A 21,599-nucleotide genomic window follows, 5' to 3' on the forward strand; every position below is an offset into this window, starting at 1 on the left:
AAGTCGAAGGAAGCCATGACAACCAACGCCTCACCGCACCCGAGTGCAGTCAGCGACGGCGCGTCTCGCAGACTGGCAGGCACCCTCGGTCCCGGTGCCATCGTGTTCATGGTCGTCGCAGCGGCGGCCCCGTTGACCGTAATCGCCGGCACCGTCCCGCTGGGGATCTCGGCGGGTAACGGCGCCGCCTATCCGGCGTCGTACCTGGTCTGCACGGTGGTGTTGCTGTTCTTCGCCGTCGGATTCACCGCGATGGCCAAGCACCTCCCCGGCGCCGGCGCGTTCTACACCTACATCACGCAGGGCCTGGGCAGGCATGCCGGTCTCGGCTCCGCGTTTCTCGCGCTGCTGTCGTACACCGCCGTCCAGGGCGCGGTCTACGGATACATCGGGGCCGCCGTCAACGATTTCGTCACCGCGCACGGCGGTCCCGAACTTCCCTGGTACGTGTGGGCCCTGGCCGTGACCGCCGTCGTCGCGATCCTCGGATACCGGCACATCGACCTGTCCGGCAAGGTGCTGGGCGTCCTGCTTGTCTGCGAGGTCGGGATCGTCCTCGTCATCGACGCCGCCGTCATCCTCCGCGGCGGCGGTGACGAGGGATTCTCCACGGCGGCATTTCACCCGGGCGAGTTCTTCTCCGGGGCACCCGGCATCGCCCTGATCTTCGCCATCGCCGGGTACATCGGATTCGAGGCCACCGCCGTCTTCCGTGACGAGGCCCGCGATCCGGGCCGCACCATTCCCCGGGCGACCTACCTCGCGTTGCTGGTCATCGGCGGCTTCTACGCATTGTCGAGCTGGGCGATGGTCAGCGCGTGGGGCGACGAGGGCGCGGTGGCCATCGCCACCGAGAACCCCGAGGGCATGATCACCGAGACCGCCACCCGCTACGTCGGTGCGATCGCCGGCGACCTCGTCCAGATCTTCCTGATCACGAGCCTGTTCGCCGCGCTGCTGTCCTTCCACAACGTGCTCTCCCGGTACATCTTCTCCCTCGGGAACAGTGCCGCCCTGCCCGCCGGCTGCGGCCGTTCGCACGACAAGCATGCGTCGCCGTACATCGCGTCGGTCGTGCAGACGGTGTCCGCTCTCGTGCTGATCCTCGCGTCCGCCGTCGCCGGACTCGACCCGGTGACCGAGGTCTTCGCCTGGTTCGCCGGTGTGTCCTCGGTCGGCATCGTCGCCCTGATGACCCTGACGTCCGTGGCCGTCCTCGTCTACTTCGGCCGGACCCGGGTGGACCGGCGGCTGTGGAACACGGTGATCGCACCGCTGCTCGGACTCGTCGGTCTGGCCGGGCTGCTGATCATGACCGTCGCCAACCTTCCCCTTCTCGTCGGCGGATCGAGCACGCTCGCCGCCGTCATCGGGGTCCTGCTCGTCGGAACCTTCGCCGGCGGAGCAGCCGTCGCAGTGCTCCGGCCCCACGCCGCACGACACGACACCGCACTACCGCAGCATCACACGAACGACACCGTCATCGACAAGGAGATCGCACGATGAGTACCGCAACCACCGAGACCCGCGCCACCGTGGGGTCCGCCGCCCCGGATCACCCGCTCACTCCGCTGACCGCGGATGAGATCCGCTCGGCGAAAGCACTGCTCACGGACGAGGGACTGATCGGCGAGAACGTGCGCTTCGTGTTCGTCGCGCTCGCCGAGCCGCACAAGTCCACGGTCCTCGCGTTCACCCCCGGCGACCCGATCGAGCGGCGCGCCCGGATCCTGCTGCTCGACCGGTCCACCGGCATCGGCACCGACCTCGTCGTGTCCGTGACGGAGAACCGTGTGATCAGCTCGACCACCGTCGATTCCGCCACCGACGGTCACGTCCCGATCCTCGACGAGGAGTTCGAGGACATCGAAGCCTTCCTGCTCGGCAGCGCCGACTGGCTCGCGGCGATGGCGAAGCGCGACATCGAACCGTCGAAGGTCCGGGCGGTTCCCCTGTCGGCCGGTGTGTTCGGCCACGAGGACGAGGTCGGGCACCGCATCGTCCGCGTCCTCGCCTTCCACCAGGAGGACAAGGCGGACCTGCCGTGGGCGCACCCCATCGACGGGGTGGTGGCCTACGTCGACCTCACCGAGCGTCGCGTCGTGAAGGTGGTCGACGAGATCGAGCTGCCGGTGCCGGCCGAGCGCGGCGAATGGAACGCCGAACCGCACGCGACACCCACCCGCACCGATCTCAAGCCGATCGAGATCACGCAGCCCGAGGGTGCCAGCTTTTCCGTCGACGGCAACGAGATCACCTGGGCCGACTGGAAGTTCCGCTTCGGATTCGATGTGCGTGAGGGACTGACACTGCACCAGCTCTCGTTCGACGACGGGGGAGTCGAACGGCCCGTGATCTACCGCGCGTCGATCGCCGAGATGGTGGTTCCGTACGCCGACCCCTCCCCGGTCCGATACTGGCAGAACTACTTCGACCAGGGTGAGTACCTGTTCGGCCGGTACACCAACTCGCTCGAACTCGGCTGCGACTGCCTCGGTGAGATCCAGTACTTCGACGTCACCATCGCCGACGAGACCGGCGACCCGCGGGTGATGAAGAACGCGATCTGCCTCCACGAGGAGGACTACGGCGTCCTGTGGAAGCACACCGACATGTTCAACGGCATGACCGAGACCCGCCGCTCGCGCCGCCTGGTCATCTCGTTCTTCCTCACCATCGGCAATTACGACTACGGGTTCTACTGGTACCTCTACCTGGACGGCACCATCGAACTCGAGGCGAAGGCCACTGGAATCGTCTTCACGTCCGCGTACCGCGGCGCGGACGGATTCTCCACCCAGATGGCACCCGGGCTCGGCGCCCCGTTCCACCAGCACCTCTTCTCCGCTCGACTCGACATGGCCGTCGACGGTAACGTGAACACGGTCGAGGAGGTGGATGCCGTGCCCGTCCCGATGGGACCGGAGAACCCGTGGGGCAATGCCTTCCGCTGCCAGAAGACGAAGCTGACCACCGAATCCGAGGGGCAGCGCACCGCCGACAACCTCAAGGCCAGGGTCTGGCACATCACCAATCCCACCAAGCAGAACCGCCTGGGTCAGGACGTCGGGTATGCGCTGCACCCCGAAGGACAGCCGGTGCTCCTGGCAGACCCGTCGAGTTCGATCGCCGCCCGCGCCGCGTTCGCGACCAAACACCTGTGGGTCACGCAGTACGACGAGTCCGAGCGCTATCCCGCAGGCGACTTCGTCAACCAGCACCCGGGCCAGGCCGGTCTGCCCTCGTTCGTGGCGGGCAACCGGGACATCGACGGCGAAGACCTGGTGCTGTGGCACACGTTCGGGCTGACGCACTTCCCCCGGCCCGAGGACTGGCCGGTCATGCCCGTCGACTACGCCGGGTTCAAGCTCAAGCCCGTCGGGTTCTTCGACCGCAATCCCGCGCTCGACCTGCCGGCGAGCACCGCGAAGCACTGCTGCGAAGGCTAGACGTCGTGACCACCGTCTTCTCCACGGCCTTCTCCACGGCCGCCCGCCGCACCAGCCTCTGGTGGCGGCGGGCGGCCGCGGCCCTCGCGATCGCCACGGCAGGGCTCCACGCCGCGACGCTCGGTGAGCATGCGGCGGCGTCGCCGATGGTCGGGGTGGTGACCGTCGCGATGATCCTCGGATGTCTGTATTGCGCGGGGCACCTGTGGATGCGGGGTTCGCAGCGGGACTGGGGGCTGGTCGCGATGATGAACGTCGGGATGATTGCACTGCACCTCACCGTGATGAGTCCCGGTTCGGGTGGCGGCCACCACGGGCACGCGATGCATGCGGCGGCCTCGGCGCCGACGGCGCATGCGATGTCGACTCCGATGGCGGCGGCCCTCGCGACGGCCGCGCTCGAAGCGGTGGTCGCCGTGACGGTGCTCTTCTACCGCAGCCGGCTCGACCAACCCCCCACGTGATGCTCCTATGAGTGTCAACCCGGGTTTGCGGGGTTGAGGAGGGCGAAGATTTCTCGGGCGACGGCTCGTTTGAGGCAGCGGATGATGTCGCGTTTGCTTTTGCTTTGGGCGAGTCGTTTGTCCCGGTAGGCGCGGGTGCGGTCGTCGTACTTGAGTCTGGAGAGCACGATCACGTGCAGTGCCCGGTTGGCTTGCCGGTCACCGCCCCGGTTGAGGCGGTGCCGGGTCGTCTGCCCGGACGACGCCGGGATCGGGGCGACCCCGCAGAGGTTCGCGAAGGCACCCTCGGAGGTGATGCGGCCCGGGTTGTCGCCGGCGGTGATCAGCAGCTGGGCGGCGGTCTCGACACCGACGCCGCACCGTTCGAGCAGCCGTGGTGCGGTGTGGGCGACCAGGGCCGCGATGTTCGTGCGCAGGGCCCGACCCTCGGCGGTGAGGGCGCGGATCCGGCGGGCGAGGGACCGCAACGCCGTCTTGGCGGCCGCGGTCAGGTCGCCGGGGACGATCGGGCCGGGACGCAGCGCGGCACAGGCGGCGAACAGGGCGGGGTCGGACAGCCCGCGCAGGGCGGCGCGGAGGGGTTCGGGTGCGTTCACGATCATCGCCTTGAGGGTGGTGATCGCCTCGGCCCGGGACTTGATCACGCTGCGGCGGGCGTTGTGCAGGAACCGGATTGCCTCGACGTCCCCGCCGTGGGTCTTGGGGACGGTGGTGGCGCGTCCGGTCAGGGCCGCGGTGGCGGCGGCGTAGGCGTCGAGCGGGTCGGTTTTGCCGTGCCGCCGTCGGGAACGACGGTCGGGGCGGTCGACCTCGACGACGGTGAGACCGGCGTCGTGCAACACGTGGGTGAGGCCGGCGCCGTAGCTGCCGGTGCCCTCGACACCGACGGAGGCGATGATGCCGGTGCCGGCGAGCCAGCTCAGGAGTTGGTGGTAGCCGGCGTCGGTGGCGGGGAACTCGCGGTCGGCGAGGGGGCGACCGAGGTGGTCGACGATCGCGGCGTGGTGGGTGTGTTTGTGGGTGTCGACGCCGGCGTGGATGGTCAGGCTGACATCCGGCGGGGTTTCGGTCATGCTGGTCATGGCTGTCCCTTTCATCTGGTGGCCACGCACCGGTCGGGACGGCGGACAACTCAGTGATGGGACTTGTCGAAGTCAGGCTCCTATCAGGTCACTCCGCCCGACCGGCCGCGTGTGTTCGTCGACGCGGTCGGTCGACACATCACGTGAAGGACAGTCCTTGCGGGCGTCAGAGTGGCAACGAGTCAGACCGGCCGCGTCAACGAACCCAACCAGTATCACTGAGTGGCAAAGCGTCCCCCGGCACGCTTTGCCACTCACATGGGCGTGGTCGCGTCAGGCCACGGGTGAGTGTCTAGCCGGCGTCCTGCTGCGCGAGTTGCGCCTTGATCCGCGCGGTCGCGTCCAGGAGCGAATCGTTGTTGACCGCGGCGGCCGCGGCGTCGTCGTGCTCCCGGGCGGCCTCGACGAGACGCTGCTGGTACTTCCACAGCGAGTCGTCCTCGGTCGTGTCGACGGTGCCCTCGGCGCCGACGATCTTGTACGCCCGGCAACGCTGCCACAGCGTGCGGATCGTGTCGACCAGCACGGGATTCTCGGCGGCCTCGTACAGGATCGTCAGCAGCGCCTCGTCGTGGTCGAGATAGGCCACCACACGCCGCTCGTCGAGGGCGGTGCGCATGAAAGCGAACTCGTCCTGCATCCGGGTACTGTCCGCAGCGCTGATTCGCTGGGCGCCGAGCCGGGCGGCCTCCACCTCGAGCAACCGGCGCACGTCGTAGACGTGCACCAACTCGGCGAGGGTGAGGCCCTTGACCACTGCCCCCTTGTGCGGTGATCGCTCGGCCAACCCGGCTTCCTCGAGCCGGCGGATCGCCTCGCGCACCGGCATCACGCTGGTTCCCACCTGTTCGGCGAGATCTCGCACTCGCAGGCGGGCACCGGCAGGCAGATCACCGTTCATGATCGACTCGTGGATCATGTCGTAGACCTGGTCGGTCAACAGTGACGTTTCGGCGCGCTTGGACATTGCCACGACTCAAATATAAACGGCACGGTCGCTCGGGTGTCGCGACATACCGGCAATCCGAGTTGGTCACAGTTCCAGAGCGTTTACGCTCTTCGGAGGTTCTCCGGACGGCGTGACGGATGGCGGGTGGGCTGTGAATCGCAGGGTGGGCAGATCGACGCTGACGATGGCGGTGGCCGCGGCCACCGTCCTGACACCGATCGCGGCAGCCGCTCCGGCGACCGCCGACGCGGGCGGGTTCACGAAGACGACGCTCCATTTCCAGGTCTTTGTCGGACCGAACCGCGACGTACCGTGCGACGTGATCGGCGACGTGTACAAACCGGATGCGGCGTCGGCGTCGAATCGCGTCCCCGCCGTCCTCACCACCAACGGCTTCGGCGGTTCCAAGAACGATCAGGCCGGTATCGGCTCGTTCCTCGCCTCGCGGGGCTACGCGGTGCTCGCCTATTCCGGGCTGGGCTTCGGCGGTTCGGGCTGCAAGATCCACATGGACAACCCCGAGTACGACGGAGTTGCGGCGAGTGAACTGGTGAGCTTCCTCGGCGGACGCGACGGGACTGCGTTCGTCGATCCCGCGCACACCGTTCCCGTTGCGGGTCTCGACTACGTGGTGCAGGACGCGACGGCCCACCACGGCACGGCCGAGGCGAACGATCCGCGGGTGGGGATGATCGGTGGGTCCTACGGCGGGGCGGTGCAGTTCGCCGCGGCGTCGGTGGACCCACGGATCGACACGATCATCCCGATGATCACCTGGAACGACCTCAGCTACTCGCTCGCGCCCAACAGCATCGACCAGACGTCCGGGGTCAGCACGTCGGTTCCCGGGGCATCGAAGGTGGTGTGGTCGCTGACGTTCGGGGCCGTCGGTGTTACCAACCCCCGCGCGGAGGGCTACGCGCAGGACCCGGTGCGGGCCCTGGGGTGCCCCAACTTCGCCGATCCCGCATGCCCCGCGCTGGCACAGTCCGCGGTGCAGGGTTTCCCGGACCCGGCGTCCGTCGACTTCCTGCGACAGTCCTCCGTGGTGTCGTACGCCCATCGCGTGAAGATCCCGGTGCTGCTGCTGCAGGGTCAGCAGGACACGCTGTTCGACCTCAACGAGTCGAAGGCCACCTTCGAGACGCTGCAGGCACAGGGCAACGACGTGAAGATGATCTGGCACAGCTGGGGGCATTCCAACCTGACTCCCGCCGAGGGCGAGATCAACATGAAGGACCCCAACCCCGACACCCAGTACGAGGCGGGCCGGATCATCGACTGGTTCGACCACTACCTGCGGGACAGCGGGGCGGACACCGGGCCGGTATTCAGCTACTTCCGCAACTGGGTCGACTACACCGGCAACGCCACACCCGCGTACGCCGAATCCTCGGACGTCTCGGTGGGTCAGGACTATTCGCTCTACCTCTCCGGTGACGGCGCACTGACCGACCGCCGCGACCGCATCGTGGCCGGCGCCCAGACGCTGAACACGCTGCCCGGCGGACTCCCCACCGACCGCGAGGCACCGGACACGAGGCCGAACGCCCCGGTCCCGCAGAGTGTCGAGCCCGGAACCGAGGCCGAGTGGTCGTCGGGGATCCTCGATGCCCCGTTGGACGTGGTCGGAGCGCCCCTGCTCGACGTCCGGGTCGCGGCCGCACCCGCGGTCACCGGTGTCGAAGACGCGGTGGTGGTCTTCGCCAAGCTGTACGACGTGGCTCCCGACGGCACCGAGACGCTGATCAACGGGCAGGTCGCGCCGGTGCGGATGGTGGCACCCGGCGAGCCCGTGCGGGTCGTGATGCCGGCGATCGTCCATCGCTTCGGTGAGGGGCACCGTGTTCGCCTCGTGGTGGCCGGCGGCGATCAGAGCTTCCGCGGCGGGCTGGTGCCGCATCAGGTCACCATCGCCGCGGGCGACCCGGGGCAGGCGCTGGTGCTGCCGGTGACGGGCTGAAAACGAGCCCCGAGCAGCACGTGATTGACATCACACCGCCTCGGGATCACACTGGGAACCCTCAATTGAATCCGATGTCAATATCAATATGACGTCGGCCGGTGGAGAGGAACCGCAGGTGACCGAGCTCGGAGGAGTGTGCGACCAGCGCTTCGCGGCGTTGCAGGACGCACTGAAGGACAATCTCGACTCCGGTGAGGAGCTCGGCGCGTCGATCGTCGTGACCCTCGACGGACACCCGGTGGTCGACATGTGGGGCGGATGGTCCGATCCCGATCACACCGCCGAATGGGGACGCGACACCCTCACCAACGTGTGGTCGTGCACCAAGACGGTGACCGCTCTCGCCGCGCTGATGCTCGTCGACCGCGGTCTGCTGGACGTGTACGCGCCCGTCGCGAAGTACTGGCCCGAGTTCGCGGCCGCCGGCAAGGAGCGCGTCGAGGTCCGGCATCTCCTCTCGCACACCTCGGGGGTGTCGGGGTGGGATCAGCCGATCACGGTCGAGGACACGTTCGACCTCGCCGAATCGACGAAACGACTTGCCGCCCAGGCGCCGTGGTGGGAGCCGGGCACGGCGTCCGGATACCACGCACTGAACTACGGTCACCTGATCGGCGAGGTCGTCCGACGGGTCGACGGACGCACCCTGGGCCGTTTCGTGGCCGAGGAGATCGCCGGACCGCTGGCGGCCGACTTCCACATCGGATTGGACCCGTCGGAGTTCGGCCGGGTGTCGAACGTGGTCCCGCCGCCGCCGCTGCCGATCGACCTGGCGTCCCTCGACCCCGCCAGCGTCATCGTCAGGACGTTCACCGGGCCCGGACCGGACGCCTCCGCGTCCTGGTCCGACGCGTGGCGCAGGGCCGAGAACGGCGCGGCCGGCGGTCAGGGCAACGCCCGGTCACTCGCCCGGATCCAGTCCGTGGTGGCCTGCGGCGGCGAACTCGACGGCGTCCGCCTGCTGTCGCCGGACACCATCTCCCTCATCTTCGAGGAGCAGTCGAACGGCGTGGATCTGGCGCTGGGGCAGCCGATCCGGTTCGGCGTCGGCTACGGATTGCCGACACCCGTGTCGGTGCCGTTCGTCCCCGAAGGGCGGATCTGCTTCTGGGGTGGCTGGGGCGGTTCGCAGGTCGTCGTCGACACCGAACGCCGGATGACCATGACGTATGTGATGAACAAGATGGGTCCGGGACTGCTCGGGTCCGACCGCACCGCCCAGTACGCGACGGCGACGTTCGACGCACTGGGCTGACGCGGGGGAGGATCAGGATGCCAGACCCTTGTCCTGCAGCCACTCCCGGGCGATGTCGCCCATGTCCTCGAGGTCGGCCACCCGCTCATTCATCGCGATGAGATCCTCGGTCGTCAACGCCGCCGACACGTCCGCCAGCACGGCGCGGACGTCGTCGCCGGCCTTGTTCTCGTTGATGATCGGGGTGATGTTCTCCGCCAGGAACAGGTGCTTGGTGTCCTCGAGGGCCACGAGGTTCTCCGAACGCATCGCCGGGTCGGTGCTGAACACGTCCGCGACCTCGATCTGACCGCTGAGCAGGGCGTTGAGCGTGAGAGGCCCGCCGGCGTCCAGTGCCAGGAACTCCTTGAACGTCAACCCGTACCTGTCCTTCAGGCCGGCGACGCCGTTCTCGCGGGTCTTCCATTCGGGCGGGCCGCCGAGGGTCAGTTCGCCGGCGTGGGGAACGAGGTCCTCGATCGTCTCGAGCGAGTACTCGTCCGCGGTCTCCTGCCGCACCGCGAGAACGTCCTTGTCCTCGGCGGGCGACGGTTCCAGCGCAATGAGCCCGGCGGGGAGCTTCGCCTTGATCTCCTCGGTCACCTCGTCCGACGCCGTCGCGGTGGTCGCGCTGTCGAGATACTGGAGCAACGCGCCCGAGTATTCGGGCAGCAGGTCGATGGAGCCGTCCCGGATGGCCGGTACGTACACTTCCCGGCTTCCGATGTTCAGCTTCTCCGTCACGTCGATGCCGTTCGCACGCAACGCTTCCGCGTAGATGGTGGCGATCAGCTGGCTTTCGGGAAAGTCCGCGGAACCGACGACGATGGCGCCCTCGCTGCTCCCGCCGCCGTCGGCCGCGAGGGGATCCTTGCCGATCCCGCAAGCCGTCAACGACATCAGGGTGGCGCCTGCCAGCGCGACGATCAATGCCTTCTTCATGGTGATGTCCTTCAGGTCAGCGAGGGCTCGGGTACGGACGTGGGACGGGCCGCGACCGCGGTGTCTTCGGAGGCGGAGCGCTTGCCGCTGCGCACCCGCCGGGTGAGGCCGGGCGAGACGACCCGCACCGTGAGGAACCCGATCGCGAGATCGAAGGCGAGTGCGAGGAGCGACACGAGGACCGCTCCCGCCGCCATCTGCGCGTAGTCGCTCTGCGCCTTGCCGTCGATGAGGAGTCGTCCCAGGCCGCCGAGCGAAATGTAGGCGGCGACGGTCGCCGTCGAGACGATCTGCAGCACGGCGCTGCGGACACCCGACAGCATCAACGGCAGCGCGCAGGGCAACTCCACCTCGGTGAGGATGCGCATCGACCGGAACCCCATTCCCCGGGCCGCGTCCACGGCGGCCGGGTCGACGGAGCGGATGCCCGCGTACGTGTTGGTGAGGATCGGCGGAATGGCCAGCAGTACCAGCACGATCAGGCTCGGAATCAGGTAGGCCAGCTTACTCGAGAACGACGGCGCGATGACGAGCACCAGCAGGATCAGCAACCCGATGGTCGGGAGGGCGCGCAGCGAGTTGGCCAGACCGGCGACGACGACGGACCCGCGCCCGGTGTGCCCGATGTACAGGCCGAGAGGAACGGCGATCAGCGCGGCGGCGAACAGGGCGAGGAACGTGTACATCAGGTGCTGGAGGAGCAGGGCCGGAATGCCTTCGGGCCCTGTCCAATGAGCACCGTCCAGCAGGAAGTCGATCATGAGGTGACCACCTTCGGGGTCCACGGGGTGAGTAACCGGTTAGCGAGCACGATGAGGAGGTCGAGAACCAGGGCCAGCAGCAGGCTGAGCGCGATACCGGCGATGATGGGTGTGTAGAAACGCAACTGGAAGCCCTGGGTGAACAGCGAACCGATCTGCGGGATCCCGAGCAGAGCGGCGAGCGAGACCAGGCTGACGTTCGACACCACGGCCACCCGCAGGCCCGCGCAGATGACGGGAACACCTACCGGGAGCTGAACTTTGAGCAGGGTCTGATACGGCCGGTAGCCCATCGCCGTCGCGGCGAGCACGGTTTCCTGGGGCACCGAGTCGAGGGCGTCGGCGACGACGCGAACCAGCATGGCGACGGTGTAGATCGTCAGCGCGACAATGATGTTCATCGGATCGAGGATCTTCGTCCCGAGGATCGGCGGCAGCAGGACGAACAGGGCGAGCGACGGGATCGTGTAGAGCAGGCCGGCGGTCCCCACCACGTACGGGTTGATCCGGCGATTGCGGTGGGCGAGCCAGCCGATGGGCAACGCGACGATCACGCCGACGACGATCGGGACAAGGGAGAGCAGGATGTGCCAGCCGACGAGTTCGACGATGCGGTCGGACTGGCGACCCAGCCATTCGAAGTTCATCGGGCCACCGCCCCCGCGAGATCCGCTGACTCGATCGCCGCCACGGCCGCGTGTGCCGTCACGGTGCCCACGAGCACCCCGTCGCCGTCGACGACCACACCCCGCTTGCTGGGTGCGGACAGGGCGGCGTCGAGCAGCGCCCGCATCGTTCCGTGCGCATCGGCGACCGTGCCGCTGAGATTCACGTCGTCCGGGCGAATGCTGCCGACGACCTTCGACGGCTGAACCCACCCGATCGGCTTGTTCGCCGGGTCGACGACGAGAAGCCAGTCGTCGGACGTCCGCGCGAGGGCCTCGCCCGCCGAATCACCCAGACGAGCAACGGGTTCGGCGACCGTCTCCACGCGTCCGTCGAGATTCGCGAAACCCAGCGACCGGTAGCCGCGGTCGCGTCCGACGAAATCGGCGACGAACTCGTCGGCGGGCTCGGTCAGCAACTCCAGCGGAGTGGCCGCCTGCGCCAGGACTCCGCCGGTCCGCAACACGACCACCTGGTCACCGAGTTTGAGCGCTTCGTCGATGTCGTGGGTGACGATGATGATCGTCTTCCCGATCTCCTTCTGCAGTCGGAGGAATTCGTCCTGCAGCTGGCTCCGGACCACCGGGTCGACGGCACTGAACGGCTCGTCCATCAGCATGAACGCCGGATCCGCGGCCAGTGCGCGCGCGACCCCGACTCGCTGCTGCTGCCCGCCCGAGAGCTGCCACGGATACCGGTCCGCGAAATGCGCGGCCAGACCGACCGTCTCGAGCAGTTCCATGGCCCTCGTCCGGGCCTCCTTCTTCGTCTTCCCCAGCAGCTTCGGCATCGTCGCGACGTTGTCCACGATGGTGCGATGCGGGAACAGTCCGGCGTGCTGGATGACGTACCCGATCCGCCGGCGCAGCAGCGCCGGGTCCATGTCCGCGGTGGACTCGCCGTCGAGGGAGATGGTTCCGGACGTCGGTTCGATCAACCTGTTGATCATGCGCAACGACGTCGTCTTGCCGCAGCCCGACGGACCGACGAGGGCCGTGATCTTGCCGCTGGGGCACTCGAGGTCCAGTTCGTTCACCGCTGTCGTGCCGTCCGGGTACGCCTTGGTGACTTTGTCGAATGTGATCATCCGCGTGCTACTTTCGTGTAGTCCGGGAGGTGAGGCGCCCGGAAGTTCGGTGTCGGTGGGACTGCTCTACCGAGCTGTGTCTTTCTCCGGATTCGGCAACTGTTCCAGGAACTTCACCGCAGCTTTCAGGTCGTCGCTCAGGGGGCGGTCGGTGGTCCGGGGGTCCAGGCACGTGCGCGCACGGTGCAGGTAGGCACCGAGTTCGGTGTCCGTGTCCAGGTCGCGGTGCTGCTGGCCGAGCGCCCGCACCGCCGAGATCAGTTCGCACGCAAGAACGATGCGTGACTGCGCGAGGATGTCGGTGAGCTGGGTGGCGGCCTGGGACGCGAAACTCGCGTGGTCCTCGGTGCCGCGGGAGATGACCGTGTGCCCGAGGGAACCCGGCGCGGCGGCCATCCGGATCTCCGCGATGGCCGCGGACGTCGTGTACTCCAGCAGCATGGTGCCGCTGCTGCCTGCCGGACCGTCGGCCAGGAACGGCCGCAGGCCGGTGACCGCCGGATCCGACAGGTTGGCCAACCTGCACTGCGACAGCAACGCCGCGCTCGACAGCGCGAGTTTCGCCTCGTCCACAGCGAGGGCGATCGGCATCCCGTGGAAGTTGCCGTTGTGGAACACGGCGTCGTCCTCGACCGAGATGAGCGGGTTCTCGGAGGACGAGTTCATCTCGATCGCGAGGGTCCCCCGCAGTCGTTGCAGCGCCTGCCAGGTGGCGCCGAGGATCTGGGGGAGGGCGCGGAACCCGTAGGAGTCCTGCACCCGGGCGGCCCGGACGTCGTGGTCGGCGAGGAGTTCCCGGACCCGGCCCGCCACCTCCTCCTGGCCGAGGTGCCTGCGGGCCGCCTGCACCCGTGCGGCGAACGGCTCGACGGAACTGCGCGTCGCCAGCAGCGACAGCACGCCGACGATCAGCGAATGCTCCAGCCAGTTCGCCACGCTGTCGGTGGCCGTGGCGGCGAGCGCGACGGTCATCGCGTTCGTCGAGATCAAGGGGAGCGCATCACCCTGATGCGCCGTCCACCGGGGCACGACCCGGCCGTCCCGCAGCGGTGTCTCGCCCATCAGTCCGAGCGCGATCTCGGAGAACGCGCTGAGGTCGCCGGTGCCGATGGCCCCACGAGCGTGCACGGCGGGCAGTTCGTCCGCGGCGACGGCATCGATCAGCGCCGTCACGATGTCGGGGTGCAGACCGGATCCGCCGTTGAGGATCTGGTTGACCCGAATGATCATCGCGGCGCGGACGACGTGGTCCGGCAGCGACGGACCCGAGCCGGTGGCGTGGCTGCGGAGCAGTCGGAGGTCCTGTTCGACACCGTCCGAGACGGAGGTGTCCCGGTTTCCGCCGACCCCCGTGGTGCGTCCGTAGATCGGCTGGCGCGCGGCGATGCGCACCGCGGTCTCCCAGGAACGGCGTGCGTGGTCGAGTGCTGCGGGGTCGGGCGCGACGACGACCGGCTCCCGGGCCAGAGTCGTCAGCTGATCGACGGTGAGCTGGGAGCCGTCGAGCAGCACCGGAACGGGCGGGTGCGGTTCCTCCGTCGGGCGGGGATCTTTCGGGGTCATCGGAACTCCGTGATCGATGCGGTGTGCGGGTACTCACGAGGCGGGTGCGGACGACGTCGTCCGGCGTCTGCGTTCAGTGTGGTCTGCCTCACTCGTTCGAGATGTATAGTCCTGTATATACCGCACCCTGTCAACCGTCGGTTTCCGGCGATCGACAGGTTCGCAACCCCTTCCCGAGGGGCTGGCATTCCGGCTAGGTCGACCTCTCACTTCGATCAGTCCCTCTGTGATCGTCCGGAACGTAGGGTCTCGGGAGAGGTGCATATATGTCCATGCATCGATCCCGCTCTGACTGATCGACCGAAGGAATGAGTCCAATGCCGCAGCAGGTACGAGGCGTCATCGCCCGCTCCAAGGGTGCCCCCGTGGAGATCGCGACCGTGAATATTCCGGATCCGGGTCCGGGTGAGGTGGTGGTGGATATCGCGGCGTGCGGTGTGTGCCACACGGATCTGACCTACCGCGATGGTGGGATCAATGACGAGTTCCCGTTCCTGCTCGGGCACGAGGCGTCCGGGATCGTGGAGAGTGTCGGCGAGGGTGTGACGTCGGTGGCGGTCGGCGATTTCGTGGTGCTGAACTGGCGGGCGGTGTGTGGGCAGTGCCGGGCGTGTAAGCGTGGTCGCCCGCAGTACTGTTTCGACACTCACAACGCGGCGCAGAGGATGACGCTCGAGGACGGCACCGAACTGACCCCGGCGCTGGGGATCGGCGCGTTCGCCGACAAGACCCTCGTCCACGCCGGACAGTGCACGAAGGTGGACCCGTCCGCGGACCCGGCGGTCGTCGGGCTGCTCGGCTGCGGGGTGATGGCCGGCCTCGGTGCGGCGGTGAACACCGGCAACGTGGGCCGCGGCGACACCGTCGCCGTCATCGGCTGCGGCGGGGTCGGTGATGCGGCGATCATGGGTGCCCGGCTGGCCGGGGCGAACAAGATCATCGCGATCGACCGGGACGAGAAGAAGCTCGAGTGGGCGAAGGATCTGGGTGCGACGCACACGGTCAACGGCGGCGAGGTGGACGCGGTAGAGGCGGTGCGGGAGCTGACCGGCGGTTTCGGTGCGGATGTGGTGATCGACGCGGTCGGGCGTCCGGAGACGTGGAAGCAGGCGTTCTACGCCCGCGACCTGGCCGGCACCGTGGTGCTGGTCGGGGTCCCGACCCCGGACATGCGGTTGGAGATGCCGTTGATCGATTTCTTCTCCCGCGGCGGATCCCTGAAGTCGTCGTGGTACGGCGACTGCCTGCCCGAACGCGACTTCCCGATGCTGGTGGATCTGTTCCAGCAGGGCCGGCTGCCGTTGGAGAAGTTCGTCACCGAGCGGATCAAGATCGACGAGGTCGAGGAGGCGTTTCACCGGATGCACGCCGGTGAGGTGCTGCGTTCGGTGGTCGTGCTGTGAGCGGGCGGTTGCGGATCGAGCGGGTCGTCACCGAGGGAACCTTCGCCCTCGACGGTGGGGAGTGGAGTGTCGACAACAACATCTGGCTGATCGGGGACGACACCGACGTGGTGATCGTGGACGCCGCCCACAGTGCGCAGCCGATCGTCGACGCGGTCGGGGGCCGGCACGTGAACGCGGTGATCTGCACGCACGGGCACAACGATCACGTCACCGTCGCCCCGGAGCTGGCCGAGCGGTTGCACGCCCCGGTGTTGCTGCATCCGGGTGATGACGTGTTGTGGAAGATGAGCCACCCCGACGGCAAGTACTGGAACCTCGAGGACGGGCAGCGGATCGCGATCGCGGGTACCGAGATCCGGGTGATCCATGCGCCGGGGCATTCGCCGGGGTCGGTGTGCTTGTCTCTGCCGGAGGTCGGGGCGTTGTTCTCCGGCGACACCCTGTTCTCGGGTGGTCCGGGTGCGACGGGTCGGTCGTTCTCGGATTTCCCGACGATCATCGGGTCGATCCGGGACCGGTTGTTCGCGTTGCCCGAGGACACGCTCGTCCATACCGGGCACGGGGACGGGACCACGATCGGTACCGAGGCCCCGCATCTCGCCGAGTGGATTGCCCGAGGACACTGAGAAACACCGAGAACGACACTGAGAAACACCGAGAACACTGAGAAACACCGAGAACGCTGAGAAACACCGAGAACGCTGAGAAATACCGGCACACCCTGAGGACGCTGATTCGATGACCGACACCACCGACCGCCCCGAGGCCACCGACAGGTACACCTTCGACGAGGACGATGTCGTCGTCACGCACGAGAAGTCCTATGCGGCGGGTGTTCCTGCGGTGTTGGTTTCGCTCAAGCGTGGTTTGGAGCAGATGGGTCCGGTGCGCACGGCGCGGACCTTCTTCCGGCTGAATCAGCGGCACGGGTTCGACTGTCCGGGGTGTGCGTGGCCGGAGACTCCGGGGCACCGTAAGCATGCGGAGTTCTGTGAGAACGGGGCGAAGGCGGTCGCGGAGGAGGCGACGACCCGGACGGTGACCCCGGAGTTCTTCGCCACCCATTCGGTGGCGGAGTTGTTGGGTCGCACCGAGTTCTGGTTGGGGCAGCAGGGCCGGCTGACGCATCCGATGGTGCTGCTGCCGGGGGCCACGCATTACGAGCCGATCGGGTGGGATGCGGCGTTCGCGTTGATCGCCGGCGAGCTGCGGGGTCTGGGGTCGCCGGATGAGGCGGTGTTCTACACGTCCGGGCGCACCAGTAATGAGGCGGCGTTCGTGTATCAGTTGATGATCCGGGCGTTCGGGACGAACAATCTGCCGGATTGTTCGAACATGTGCCACGAATCGTCGGGTAGTGCGTTGGTGGAGACGATCGGGATCGGGAAGGGGTCGGTGTCGGTCCCCGACCTGGAGAACGCGGATCTGATCCTGATCGCCGGCCAGAATCCGGGGACGAATCATCCGCGGATGCTCTCGACGTTGGAGAAGGCGAAGGCGAATGGGGCGAGGGTGATTGCGATCAACCCGTTGCCGGAGGCGGGGTTGTTGCGGTTCAAGGACCCGCAGAAGGTGCACGGCGTGGTCGGTGACGGGGTGGCCATTGCGGACGAGTTCCTGCAGATCCGGATCGGCGGCGATCAGGCCCTGTTCCAGGGTTTGGGCCGGTTGCTGCTCGAGGCCGAAGACGCGGCACCGGGCACCGTCCTGGACCGGGAGTTCATCGACCGGCACACCGCCGGGTTCGAGGCGTGCGCGGCACACCTGCGGCGGGTCGATCTGGGGACGGTGGTGGCGGCGACCGGGTTGACGCTCGACCAGATCCGGGCCACGGCGGACGCGTTGATCGGATCGAAGAAGACCATCATCTGCTGGGCGATGGGATTGACGCAGCAGACGCATGGGGTGGCGACCATCCAGGACGCGGTGAACCTGCTGCTGTTGCAGGGGATGATCGGCAAACCCGGGGCGGGGGTGTGTCCGGTGCGCGGGCACTCCAACGTGCAGGGGGACCGGACGATGGGGATCTGGGAGAAGATGCCCGAAGCGTTCCTGGCGGCGTTGGATGCGGAGTTCGGGATCCGGTCCCCGCGCACGCACGGTCTGGATGCCGTCGATTCGATCCGGGCGATGCGGGACGGGACGGCGTCGGTGTTCGTCGGGATGGGCGGCAATTTCGTCTCCGCGACCCCGGACACCGAGACCACCGAGGCGGCGCTACGCCGGTGTGCGTTGACGGTGCAGGTGTCGACGAAACTGAACCGCTCGCACCTGGTGACCGGGCGGGCCGCGCTGATTCTGCCCTCGCTCGGGCGCACCGACAAGGACGTGCAGAACGGTCGCAAGCAGCAGGTGACGGTCGAGGATTCGATGTCGATGGTGCACCTCTCCCGCGGCGGCCTCACCCCCGCGAGCACACATCTGCGCAGTGAGGTGTCGATCGTGTGCGGGATCGCGCAGGCGTTGTTCGGGCCGGGGCATGCGGTGCCGTGGGCGGCGTTCACCGCCGACTACGACCGGATCCGCGACAGTATCGCCCGGGTGATCCCGGGGTTCGAGGATTTCAACACCAAGGTGCGCGGGCCGGACGGGTTCGGGTTGCCGCACCCCCCGCGCGACGAGCGCCGGTTCGACACCGAGACGGGGAAGGCGAATTTCGTCGTCAACGACCTGTGCTGGGTGCCGGTGCCGGCGGGCAGGCTGATCCTGCAGACGATGCGGTCGCATGATCAGTACAACACCACCATCTACGGTCTCGACGACCGCTACCGCGGGGTGAAGGGCGGACGGCGGGTGCTGTTCATCAACGAACTCGACATCACCGCCCTCGGGTACGCCGATGGGGATCGGGTGGACCTGGTCTCCGAATGGGAAACCCCGGACGGCAGTGTGGAGGAGCGGCGGGCGGAGGATTTCCGGTTGGTGCCGTACCCGACCCCGGTCGGGAATGTGGCCGCCTATTATCCGGAGACGAATCCGCTGATCCCGCTCGATCACGTCGCGAAAAAGTCGAACACGCCGGTGTCGAAGGCGGTCACGATCCGCCTCGAGAGGCGGGGCTGACCGGTGGGGCGGGTGACGACCCGGACCCCGGTCACCCGGATCACCGACACCCGGCACTCGACCCGCCCGGATACCGTGGTGGTGGAGGAACCCCTCGAGATCCGGGTGAACGGCACCCCGTTGGCGGTGACGATGCGGACCCCGGGTTCGGATGTGGAGTTGGCGCAGGGGTTTTTGCTGACCGAGGGCATCATCGCCGGCCGCGCGGACATCGCGTCGATCCGGTACTGCAACAGCGTCGACGAGCACGGCGTCAACACCTACAACGTCCTCGACGTGGATCTGGCACCCGGGGTGTTCCTCCCCGACACCGGGATCGAACGCAACTTCTACACCACGTCCTCGTGTGGGGTGTGTGGGAAGGCGTCCCTGGACGCGATCCGGCAACGCACGAAGCATTCCCCGGCGGCGGACACGGTGCGGGTCGATTCGGCCACCATCGTGGAACTCCCCGACCGGTTGCGGGCGGCGCAGAAGGTGTTCGACACCACCGGGGGTCTGCACGCGGCGGGGTTGTTCACGCGCACGGGGGAGCTGCTCGCGGTCAGGGAGGACGTCGGCCGGCACAACGCGGTCGACAAGCTGATCGGGTGGGCCACCGAGCAGGACCGCATCCCGTTGCGGGGGACGGTGCTGCTGGTGTCGGGTCGGGCGTCGTTCGAGTTGGCGCAGAAGGCGGTGATGGCCGGGATTCCGATCCTGGCGGCGGTGTCCGCGCCGTCGTCGCTGGCGATCGACCTCGCCCACGACACCGGCCTGACCCTCATCGGGTTCCTGCGCGGCACCACCATGAACCTCTACACCCACCCCGACCGCATCACCTGAGGTGAGTGGCACAGCGTGCTCCCACACACCGCGCCACTCACCTGGGGTCAATGCCTGCCGGTGGTATCGGCGCGGACGCCGGCCTCGAGGGCGATCGCGCCCGCCTCGCCCCGGGACGCCACCCCGAGTTTCTTCAGCACACCCGCGACGTGGAACTTGACCGTGCTCTCACTGATGCCGAGGCTGTCGGCGATCGCCTTGTTCCTCTTGCCCGTGGCCAGGTGGCCAAGGACCTCGAGTTCGCGGGGGTTGAGGTCGCCGAGTTGCTGTTCGTCCGGTCGGGCCGCGGGGACGTCGAGGGGGATCGCGACCGCCACCCGGGACCCCCACCCGTCGACCGACTCGACGTCGATCCGGCCACCGAGCGTGTGCACCCGGCCGGAGAGTTGCCGCACCAGTGCGTCGGTGTCGAGTCCGCCCTCGGCGTCGTCGCGTACCTCGACCAGGAGGTTGGAGCCGTCGCAGTCCCAGGCGATGCGGATGCGCTCGAGGGTGGACTGGGTCGCGAACGCCAGGACGGCGCTGCGCACGACCGCGCGCGCGGCGCTGGCCACCTCACCGGGCAGCGCGCGACCGTCCACCGGCGGATCGACGTAATCGACCCGCACGGGACGGTGCTGCAGCAGCGGTCGCAGTTCGCCCTGCAACCGGGCGAACGCCGTCGTGACGGCTTCCTCCGCGAGGATGCGGTCGGACTCGCCAGCCGACCGCAGAGTGATCAGCGCCGACGACGCCGTCTCGCTCGCCGTGATCCGCGACCGACGGTCGTCGAGGTCCTTGGACCGCAGTGTCGACAGGATGGATTCGAGTGTCGCGGCGTGCAGGTCCGTCAACTCCACGATGGTCCTGGCCCGCTCGCTCGACGCGGCCCGCGACTCCGCCAGGTACGCCGGGCTCGCCTGCGCGACCTGATGCCGGATCGACACGGCGACGACACCGAAGGCGCCCGCCACCAGCGGGACCTCCCGGATCTGCTGCCGCGGCTTCGGCAGAACGACGAGCAGGGTTCCGGTCGCGTCGAGCAGCGCCCACACCTTCCGCTTCGAGCCGGCCACCACGGTCTGGTCGTCGAACGGCGTGCCTTCCGTCATGCGGGTGCGCAACGCGTCCAATTCGGCGATGGTGACCCGTTCGACCACCGCGGGGTCGCCGCTGACCTTGCGGGGACGCCCCGTGCATTCCCGGGTGAAGATCACCAGCGCGGTGTGCGGCCAGATGTCGGCGAGGAACTTGGAGAAGCGGACGGCGATGTCGGGCAGGGGACCGTCGATGACGTCCCGCATGGAACCGAGAACATCTGCCGGTGACACCGAAGTCGCGCTGGGAAGAACCACGTGTCGAGCCTATCCGCGCAGACGGCGAACACCGATCCTGGGCTGTCCGGTCATCGTGCCGGCTCCGACCGCGCGGCGTCGACGACTGCGGACCGGACGAGCCCCAGCGATTCCAGTGCCCGCGCCGCGGTGCCGTGGGTGATCGTGGCCACGGCCGCGACGATGTCGGCGCCGACGATCGGTCTGCGCTCCGATTTCGCGAGAGCCACCGCGTTGCGGAACGCGCCCTGGGCCGGTTCGGTCAGCCGCAGCGGACCGGTGCGGGGGCGGCTGAGCGCGCTGGTGGCGGCGCCCGTGTCGGTCATGCCTGCCGCCGCGAGGGCCTCGCCGTGCACGTGAATGATCGCCTCGCGCAGCACGTCCCGGTTCGATCCGAGACGGTCGAACACCCGGCTCGTTGTTCCGTCCGGCAGCGCGAACGACGCGAGGAGCAGGTGTTCGAGGCCGGGCTCGCGGTCGCCGAGCCGGTCGGCTTCGGCCTCCGTTTCGGAGAACAGGGTTTTCATCGTGCGCATGTCGCGCCATGCCCGGGTGAATTTCATCGTGGTCCCCTCGTCTTCTTGTCGGCGGATCGCCCCGGGCCGAGGCGTTTGTGCGCCGCCTGACCCGAGACGCCGAGCGCCTGACCGATGTCCGCCCACGTCCAGCCGGCGGACAGTGCGTCGGCGACGGCGTCACGCTCGAGCTGATCGGCCTGCCGCCGCAGCGCGACGACGGCAGCGAACGCGGTGGCCGGGTTCGGATCGTCACTCACAGGTATCAACTTAAGTTGATGAGGCGAACCTCGTCAACCTTTGTTGATGGAAGG

At 68.0% G+C, this 21,599-nt stretch carries 19 protein-coding genes; 9 read left to right on the plus strand and 10 right to left on the minus strand.

Annotated features, from left to right (window positions below):
* Positions 1–15 precede the first annotated feature (15 nt).
* Genes CJ179_RS16320 through CJ179_RS16330 form a run of 3 tightly spaced genes read left to right on the plus strand, consistent with a single transcriptional unit; the run spans position 16 to position 3,913 of the window.
* On the plus strand, positions 16–1,506 hold the full coding sequence (locus CJ179_RS16320; protein WP_072937256.1) for an APC family permease: 1,491 nt from the start codon (positions 16–18) through the stop codon (positions 1,504–1,506).
* Entirely contained in the window at positions 1,503–3,449 is a 1,947-nt protein-coding gene (locus CJ179_RS16325) for a primary-amine oxidase (protein ID WP_095862254.1), read from the plus strand. Before CJ179_RS16320 ends, CJ179_RS16325 begins: the two co-directional genes overlap by 4 nt.
* A 5-nt stretch (positions 3,450–3,454) precedes the next feature.
* A complete protein-coding gene (locus tag CJ179_RS16330; protein WP_095862255.1) occupies positions 3,455–3,913 on the plus strand; it encodes a hypothetical protein in 459 nt (152 codons plus the stop codon).
* A gap of 14 nt (positions 3,914–3,927) precedes the next feature.
* Here CJ179_RS16330 and CJ179_RS16335 read toward each other — a convergent pair whose 3' ends face one another.
* Together CJ179_RS16335 and CJ179_RS16340 are read right to left on the minus strand one after the other, a co-directional pair.
* Positions 3,928–4,995 (minus strand): IS110 family transposase, encoded by a 1,068-nt coding sequence (locus tag CJ179_RS16335; protein ID WP_143548906.1) that lies wholly within the window; start codon positions 4,993–4,995, stop codon positions 3,928–3,930.
* Positions 4,996–5,287: 292 nt separating this feature from the next.
* Positions 5,288–5,962, minus strand: coding sequence for a GntR family transcriptional regulator (locus tag CJ179_RS16340; RefSeq protein WP_095862256.1), 675 nt, complete (start codon positions 5,960–5,962; stop codon positions 5,288–5,290).
* 166 nt (positions 5,963–6,128) lie between these two features.
* Here CJ179_RS16340 and CJ179_RS16345 point away from each other — a divergent pair, with 166 nt between their 5' ends.
* On the plus strand, positions 6,129–7,907 hold the full coding sequence (locus CJ179_RS16345; RefSeq protein WP_095862257.1) for a CocE/NonD family hydrolase: 1,779 nt from the start codon (positions 6,129–6,131) through the stop codon (positions 7,905–7,907).
* 118 nt (positions 7,908–8,025) lie between these two features.
* Positions 8,026–9,165, plus strand: coding sequence for a serine hydrolase domain-containing protein (locus CJ179_RS16350; RefSeq protein ID WP_072937286.1), 1,140 nt, complete (start codon positions 8,026–8,028; stop codon positions 9,163–9,165).
* A gap of 12 nt (positions 9,166–9,177) precedes the next feature.
* On the opposite strand, the gene CJ179_RS16355 is transcribed toward CJ179_RS16350, so the two are convergent.
* The 5 genes from CJ179_RS16355 to CJ179_RS16375 all read right to left on the minus strand — a co-directional run bounded on the left by CJ179_RS16355 (position 9,178) and on the right by CJ179_RS16375 (position 14,163).
* Positions 9,178–10,086, minus strand: a complete 909-nt coding sequence (locus tag CJ179_RS16355; protein ID WP_072937261.1) for an ABC transporter substrate-binding protein — start codon at positions 10,084–10,086, stop codon at positions 9,178–9,180.
* 11 nt (positions 10,087–10,097) lie between these two features.
* On the minus strand, positions 10,098–10,847 hold the full coding sequence (locus tag CJ179_RS16360) for an ABC transporter permease (protein ID WP_072937262.1): 750 nt from the start codon (positions 10,845–10,847) through the stop codon (positions 10,098–10,100).
* Positions 10,844–11,494, minus strand: a complete 651-nt coding sequence (locus CJ179_RS16365) for an ABC transporter permease (protein WP_072937263.1) — start codon at positions 11,492–11,494, stop codon at positions 10,844–10,846. The genes CJ179_RS16360 and CJ179_RS16365 overlap by 4 nt, the downstream gene beginning before the upstream one ends.
* On the minus strand, positions 11,491–12,600 hold the full coding sequence (locus CJ179_RS16370; protein WP_095862258.1) for an ABC transporter ATP-binding protein: 1,110 nt from the start codon (positions 12,598–12,600) through the stop codon (positions 11,491–11,493). Before CJ179_RS16370 ends, CJ179_RS16365 begins: the two co-directional genes overlap by 4 nt.
* A 66-nt stretch (positions 12,601–12,666) precedes the next feature.
* Positions 12,667–14,163 carry an aromatic amino acid ammonia-lyase gene (locus CJ179_RS16375; RefSeq protein WP_072937265.1) on the minus strand — a complete coding sequence of 499 codons (1,497 nt, stop codon included), beginning with the start codon at positions 14,161–14,163 and terminating at the stop codon, positions 12,667–12,669.
* A gap of 317 nt (positions 14,164–14,480) precedes the next feature.
* On the opposite strand from CJ179_RS16375, the gene CJ179_RS16380 reads away from it, so the two are divergent.
* From CJ179_RS16380 to fdhD, 4 genes are all read left to right on the plus strand, one after another.
* Positions 14,481–15,566, plus strand: coding sequence for an S-(hydroxymethyl)mycothiol dehydrogenase (locus CJ179_RS16380; protein WP_095862259.1), 1,086 nt, complete (start codon positions 14,481–14,483; stop codon positions 15,564–15,566).
* Positions 15,563–16,195 carry an MBL fold metallo-hydrolase gene (locus tag CJ179_RS16385; protein WP_095862260.1) on the plus strand — a complete coding sequence of 211 codons (633 nt, stop codon included), beginning with the start codon at positions 15,563–15,565 and terminating at the stop codon, positions 16,193–16,195. The genes CJ179_RS16380 and CJ179_RS16385 overlap by 4 nt, the downstream gene beginning before the upstream one ends.
* Before the next feature lie 112 nt (positions 16,196–16,307).
* Positions 16,308–18,632 carry an FdhF/YdeP family oxidoreductase gene (locus tag CJ179_RS16390; protein WP_095862261.1) on the plus strand — a complete coding sequence of 775 codons (2,325 nt, stop codon included), beginning with the start codon at positions 16,308–16,310 and terminating at the stop codon, positions 18,630–18,632.
* Positions 18,633–18,635: 3 nt separating this feature from the next.
* On the plus strand, positions 18,636–19,457 hold the full coding sequence (gene fdhD / locus CJ179_RS16395) for a formate dehydrogenase accessory sulfurtransferase FdhD (RefSeq protein ID WP_095862262.1): 822 nt from the start codon (positions 18,636–18,638) through the stop codon (positions 19,455–19,457).
* 47 nt (positions 19,458–19,504) lie between these two features.
* Here the strand turns inward: fdhD and CJ179_RS16400 are convergent, their stop codons facing one another.
* The 3 genes from CJ179_RS16400 to CJ179_RS16410 all read right to left on the minus strand — a co-directional run bounded on the left by CJ179_RS16400 (position 19,505) and on the right by CJ179_RS16410 (position 21,545).
* Positions 19,505–20,740: a LuxR C-terminal-related transcriptional regulator gene (locus CJ179_RS16400; protein WP_072951023.1), complete on the minus strand. Its 1,236-nt coding sequence runs from the start codon at positions 20,738–20,740 to the stop codon at positions 19,505–19,507.
* A gap of 101 nt (positions 20,741–20,841) precedes the next feature.
* The gene (locus CJ179_RS16405) at positions 20,842–21,333 is read right to left on the minus strand and encodes a Clp protease N-terminal domain-containing protein (RefSeq protein ID WP_095862263.1); all 492 of its coding nucleotides are present in this window, start codon (positions 21,331–21,333) and stop codon (positions 20,842–20,844) included.
* Complete coding sequence (locus tag CJ179_RS16410) at positions 21,330–21,545, minus strand: hypothetical protein (protein ID WP_087558768.1); 216 nt, start codon at positions 21,543–21,545, stop codon at positions 21,330–21,332. Before CJ179_RS16410 ends, CJ179_RS16405 begins: the two co-directional genes overlap by 4 nt.
* Positions 21,546–21,599 lie beyond the last annotated feature (54 nt).

It is taken from the genome of Rhodococcus sp. ACS1, assembly GCF_002300155.1.
GTDB lineage: Bacteria > Actinomycetota > Actinomycetes > Mycobacteriales > Mycobacteriaceae > Rhodococcus_F > Rhodococcus_F koreensis.

Bases quoted from the DNA above. Each gene is read 5' to 3' on its own strand.
- CJ179_RS16320 (WP_072937256.1), top strand. From the start codon at position 16: ATGACAACCAACGCCTCACCGCACCCGAGTGCAGTCAGCGACGGCGCG.
- CJ179_RS16325 (WP_095862254.1), top strand. From the start codon at position 1,503: ATGAGTACCGCAACCACCGAGACCCGCGCCACCGTGGGGTCCGCCGCC.
- CJ179_RS16335 (WP_143548906.1), bottom strand. From the start codon at position 4,995: ATGACCAGCATGACCGAAACCCCGCCGGATGTCAGCCTGACCATCCAC.
- CJ179_RS16340 (WP_095862256.1), bottom strand. From the start codon at position 5,962: ATGTCCAAGCGCGCCGAAACGTCACTGTTGACCGACCAGGTCTACGAC.
- CJ179_RS16345 (WP_095862257.1), top strand. From the start codon at position 6,129: ATGGCGGTGGCCGCGGCCACCGTCCTGACACCGATCGCGGCAGCCGCT.
- CJ179_RS16355 (WP_072937261.1), bottom strand. From the start codon at position 10,086: ATGAAGAAGGCATTGATCGTCGCGCTGGCAGGCGCCACCCTGATGTCG.
- CJ179_RS16360 (WP_072937262.1), bottom strand. From the start codon at position 10,847: ATGATCGACTTCCTGCTGGACGGTGCTCATTGGACAGGGCCCGAAGGC.
- CJ179_RS16365 (WP_072937263.1), bottom strand. From the start codon at position 11,494: ATGAACTTCGAATGGCTGGGTCGCCAGTCCGACCGCATCGTCGAACTC.
- CJ179_RS16370 (WP_095862258.1), bottom strand. From the start codon at position 12,600: ATGATCACATTCGACAAAGTCACCAAGGCGTACCCGGACGGCACGACA.
- CJ179_RS16375 (WP_072937265.1), bottom strand. From the start codon at position 14,163: ATGACCCCGAAAGATCCCCGCCCGACGGAGGAACCGCACCCGCCCGTT.
- CJ179_RS16380 (WP_095862259.1), top strand. From the start codon at position 14,481: ATGCCGCAGCAGGTACGAGGCGTCATCGCCCGCTCCAAGGGTGCCCCC.
- CJ179_RS16390 (WP_095862261.1), top strand. From the start codon at position 16,308: ATGACCGACACCACCGACCGCCCCGAGGCCACCGACAGGTACACCTTC.
- CJ179_RS16400 (WP_072951023.1), bottom strand. From the start codon at position 20,740: ATGCGGGACGTCATCGACGGTCCCCTGCCCGACATCGCCGTCCGCTTC.
- CJ179_RS16405 (WP_095862263.1), bottom strand. From the start codon at position 21,333: ATGAAATTCACCCGGGCATGGCGCGACATGCGCACGATGAAAACCCTG.